The organism is Jidongwangia harbinensis (genome assembly GCF_020216025.1).
Classification (GTDB): domain Bacteria; phylum Actinomycetota; class Actinomycetes; order Mycobacteriales; family Micromonosporaceae; genus Actinoplanes; species Actinoplanes harbinensis.
On record NZ_JAIWNC010000092.1, the window covers coordinates 1 to 5,087 of the forward strand.

Below are 5,087 nucleotides of genomic sequence, written 5' to 3' on the forward strand. Positions count from 1 at the left end.
AACTCACGTGCACGGTGGTCTCGGTGATCCCGTACATGTTCACCAGCGCCGGCCGCTCACCGTGCCGCTCCAGCCACGGCTCCAGCCGGCGCAGATCCAGCGCCTCCCCACCGAAGACGACGTAGCGGAGGTGCAGGCGGTCGCCCCAGTGCGGCTCGTCCGCGTCCGCGGCGAGGAGTTGGTAGAACGCCGACGGGGTCTGGTTCAGCACCGTCACCCGCTGTTCGACCAGCAGCCGCAGGAACTCCTGCGGGGAGCGGCTCACCGCGAACGGCACCACCACCAGGCGGCCACCGGCCAGCAATGGCCCCCACAACTCCCACACCGAGAAGTCGAACGCCGCCGAATGGAACATCGTCCACACGTCGTCGGCGCCGAACCCGAACCACTGCCCGGTCGAGGAGAACAACCGCACCACGTTCGCGTGCGAGACGACCACACCCTTCGGCCGGCCGGTCGACCCCGACGTGTAAATGACGTACGCGGCCTGCCCGGCCCGCGGCAGCGGCAACTCGACGTCCGCCGGCGCCCCCACCGCGAGGTCGTCGAGCAGCACGACCGGCACACCGGCGTCCGGCACCCGATCGGCCAACTCGGCCGTCGAGAGCACCAGCACCGGCGCCGCGTCCTCCACCATGAACCGCACCCGGTCCGCCGGATAATCCACATCCACCGGCACGTACGCACCACCGGCCCGCACCACCGCCAGCAACGCCACCACCAGCTCCACCGACCGCGGCACCAGCACCGCCACCCGCGACTCGGCACCCACCCCCCGCGACCTCAGCCACCGGGCCAGGCCGTCGACCCGCGCCGACAACTCGCCATAGGTCAACGACTCGCCGCCGAACGTCACCGCCGGCGCCACCGGATCCGCGGCAACCTGCCGCTGGAACAGCTCCACCAACGACGGACCATCCACCGGCGCCTCACCGACCGGCTCACCGTTCCACGCGTCCAGCAACAGATCCCGCTCAGCGGGATCGACCAGATCCAGCCGGCTCACCGGCCGCTCCGGCGACACCACCACCGCCGACAGCATCCGCAGCAGCCACACCGTCAGCCGCTCCACCGTCTCCCGGTCGAACAGGTCGACGCTGAACTCCACCACGCCGGACAGCCCGGCCGACGCGCTGTGCCCGTCGGTGTGCGGCGCGAACGAGAAGGACAGATCGAACCGGGCCGAGTCGGTCTCCCGGGTCTGCAGGGACGCCTCGAGGCCCGGCAGCTCGTTCAGGACGTCGATGGCGGTGTTGTGGTCGGTGTTCTGCAACGCCAGCATGACCTGGAACAGCGGGTGCCGGGACAGCGACCGGGCCGGGTTCAGCACCTCGACGAGCCGTTCGAACGGCAGATCCTGGTGCGCGTACGCGGCCAGATCGGTCTCCCGCACCCGGGCCAGCAGCTCCTTGAACGTCGGGTTCGCGGACGTGTCGGTGCGCAGCACCAGCGTGTTGACGAAGAACCCGACGAGATCGTCCACCGCGTCATCCGTGCGGCCCGCGATCGGGGTACCGATCGGGATGTCCGTACCGGCGCCCAGCCGGGTCAGCAGCGCCGCCAGCGCCGCCTGCACCACCATGAACAGCGTGGTGCCGGTCTGCCGGGCCAGCCCGACCAGACCGGCGTGCAGGTCCGCGCCGACGGTGAACGCGACCGAGTCGCCGCGGTGCGAGGCGACCGCGGGCCGGGGCCGGTCGAGCGGCAGGTTCAGCTGCTCGGGCAGGTCGGCCAGGGTCCGGGTCCAGTACGTCAGCTGGGCCTGGATCACGCTGTCCGGGTCCTGCTCGTCGCCCAGCACCTGGCGCTGCCACAGCGTGTAGTCCGCGTACTGCACCGGCAACGGCGGGTACGCCGGGACCGTGCCCGCGCATCGGGCCCGGTAGGCCACGGTGAGGTCCCGGGCCAGCGGCCGCATCGACCAGGCGTCCGCGGCGACGTGGTGGGCGACCAGCAGCAGCACGAACTCGTCGGCGGCCAGGCGGAACAGCCACATCCGCACCGGCAGTTCACCGGCGAGGTCGAACTCGTGGGCGGCGGCGTCGCGCAACCGCTGTGGCAGTTCCGCGGCCGTGCAGTCGGCAACGGTGAAGACGGAGGTGATCGCGGTGACCGGCAGCACCACCTGGACCGGTCCCGACGGGTCCTCGGCGAACACCGTGTGCAGGCTCTCGTGGCGGACGATCACGTCGCCCAGCGCCAGCTCCAGTGCCGCCACGTCGAGCTGTCCGCGCAGGCGCATGGCCACCGGCACGTTGTACGTCGCGGACGGGCCTTCCAGGCGGTTCAGGAACCACAGGCGTTGCTGGGCGAAGGACAGCGGCACCCGCTCGGGCCGCGGCACGACCGGCTTCAGCCCGCCCCGGCCGGTCCGTGCGGTGTCCAGCCGGCTGGCCAGCCGCGCCACGGTCGCCGCCTCGAACAGCTCCCGCACCGGCAGCTCGACGTCGAGCACCGACCGGATCCGGCTGACCAGGCGGGTGGCCAGCAGCGAATGCCCGCCCAGGTCGAAGAACGAGTCGTCGATGCCCACCTCGGCCACCCCGAGCACCTCGGCGAACAGACCGCACAGGATCTCCTCCCGGGCGTTCCGGGGGCCCCGCCCGCCGACCGTCACCGTGGCCTCCGGTGCGGGCAGCTTCGCCCGGTCCACCTTGCCGTTGACGTTGAGCGGGAACTCGTCCACCGTCACGACCGCCGCCGGCACCATGTACTCGGGCAGCACGTCGGCCACCGAGGCCCGGATCGCCGCGGCGTCCAGGGTGGCGCCGGTGGCCGGCTGCACGTACCCCACCAGGCGCGCGTCGCCCGGCTGGTCCTCGCGGACCACCACCACCGCCCGGCCCACCCCGGGCCGGGCGGCCAGCGCCGACTCGACCTCGCCCAGTTCGATCCGGAAGCCGCGCACCTTCACCTGATCGTCGGCGCGGCCCACGAACTCCAGCGCCCCGGTCTCGGTCCACCGGACCACGTCACCGGTGCGGTACATCCGGGTGCCGGGCGGGCCGAACGGGTCGGCCACGAAGCGTTCCCCGGTCAGGCCGGGCCGGCCGAGGTAGCCGCGGGCCAGGCCGGCGCCGGCTACATAGAACTCGCCGGCCACGCCCACCGGCACCGGCTGCAGACCGGCGTCCAGCACGTAGGCGGAGCTGTTCACGATCGGCGTCCCGATCGGCGGTGCGCCTTCGGAGTCGGCGCGGAGCCGGGAACTCATGGTGGCGCACACGGTCGTCTCGGTCGGGCCGTACGCGTTGATCATCCGGCGGCCGCGGGCCCAGCGGCGCACGATGTCCGCGCTGCTGGCCTCGCCCGCGACGATCACGGTGACGCGCGGGGGTACGGACCCGGGCGGCATCGCGGCCAGGGCGCTGGGCGGCAGCGTCACGTGGGTGACCCGGCGCGCCTCGATCAGCGTGGCCAGCGGCTGTCCCGGCATCAGCCGGTCGTCGACCGCCATCACCACGGCGGCACCGGACAGCCACGTCACCATCAGCTCGGAGACCATCGCGTCGAAGCCGGCGGAGGCGAACTGCAGGACCCGGGCGGCCGGCGTGATGGCGAACGTCTCGCGCTGTCCCTCGACCAGGCTCGGTACCCCGACGTGGGTGACCGCCACGCCCTTCGGGGTGCCGGTCGAGCCGGAGGTGTAGATGACGTACGCGAGCTGCTCCGGCCGCAGCGGCGCGGCCAGCTCCGCGTCGCCGAGGTCGGTGTCCGCGCACGCCTCGACGGCGGACGCGATGTCGGGAGCGTCGAGGAGCACCGGCGCCGGCCCGCCGGGCGGGATCCGGCCGGCCTTCTCCACCGTGGTGAGCACCAGGCCGGGGGCGGCGTCGTCGAGCATGAAGCGGATCCGCTCGGCCGGCGTCTTCAGGTCGACCGGCAGGTACGCGGCACCGGTCTTGAGCACCGCGAGGACCGCGATGGCGAGCTGCGGCGACCGGGGCAGCGCCACCGCCACGCTGCCCTCCGGGCCGGCGCCGCGGCCCACCAGGTAGCGGGCCAGGCGGTTGGCGCGGGCGTTCAGTTCGGCGTACGTGAGCGTGGTGTCCTCGAAGACGAGTGCGGTCGCCGCACCGTCCCGGGCCACCTGGCTCTCGAACAGGCGCGGCAGCGGCTCCGCCGGGACCTCCCGGGCGGTGTCGTTGACGTCCACGGTGAGGTGGCGGTACGTGGCCGGGTCGAGCGCGTCGATCCGGCCGGACGCGACGCCGGGCCGGTCGAGGATCGTGTCGAGGACGCGCCGCAGGATGTCCACGACCTCGGCGGCACGGTCCGGGCTGACCGCGTCCGGGCGGTAGTCGAGCCGCAGGTGCAGGCGGGCGCCGGGGGTGACGACGAGGCCGAGCGGATAGTGCGAGGCGTCGTGGTAGTCCACGGAGATGCCGCGGAGTCCGGCCGCCTCGGCGACGGCGTCGAAACGCGCGTGGTCCAGCGGGTAGTTCTCGAAGACCATCGACGTGTCGAAGAGGTCCCCCATGCCGGTCAGCGAGCTGATCCGGCCCAGCGACAGATACTGGTGGTCCAGCGTGTGCAGCTGTTCGCGCTGGATCCGGGCGAGCAGGGCGCCGACCGGCTCGGCCGGGCGCAGCGACACGCGCAGCGGCACCGTGTTGATGAACAGCCCGACCATCCGCTCCACCCCGGCCAGTTCGGGCGGGCGACCGGACACCGTGATCCCGAAGACGACGTCCTGGCGGCCGGTGATCCGGGCGAGGGTCAGCGCCCAGGCCGCCTGGACCACGATGTTCGGGGTGACGCCGAGGTCCCGGGCCTGCCGGGTGAGCCGGTCGGTGACCTCCTCGGGGAGGTACACGTGGATGCGCTCGGGGTCGGCGGTGCCGTCGGTGCCGCCGGCCGGGCCGACCAGGGTGGGCGCTTCGAGGCCGGACAGCGCGGACTGCCACTCCGCCTCGGCGACCTGCTGGTTGCGGTTCGTCAGCCAGGTCAGATAGTCGCGGTACGGCGGGGAGGGCGCCCCGGCCACGCCGATGTAGAGCGAGAACAGGTCGTCCAGCACGACCGGCATGGACCAGCCGTCCAGGATGATGTGGTGGTTGGTGATCACGAACCGGTACCGGTCGGTG

1 protein-coding gene is annotated in these 5,087 nt (G+C 72.9%); it reads right to left on the bottom strand.

Translation table 11 applies throughout. The features are described 5' to 3' along the window. Nucleotides 1-5,087: non-ribosomal peptide synthetase (locus LDL48_RS43085; RefSeq protein ID WP_225260989.1), on the bottom strand; the 5,087-nt coding region annotated here is incomplete at both ends.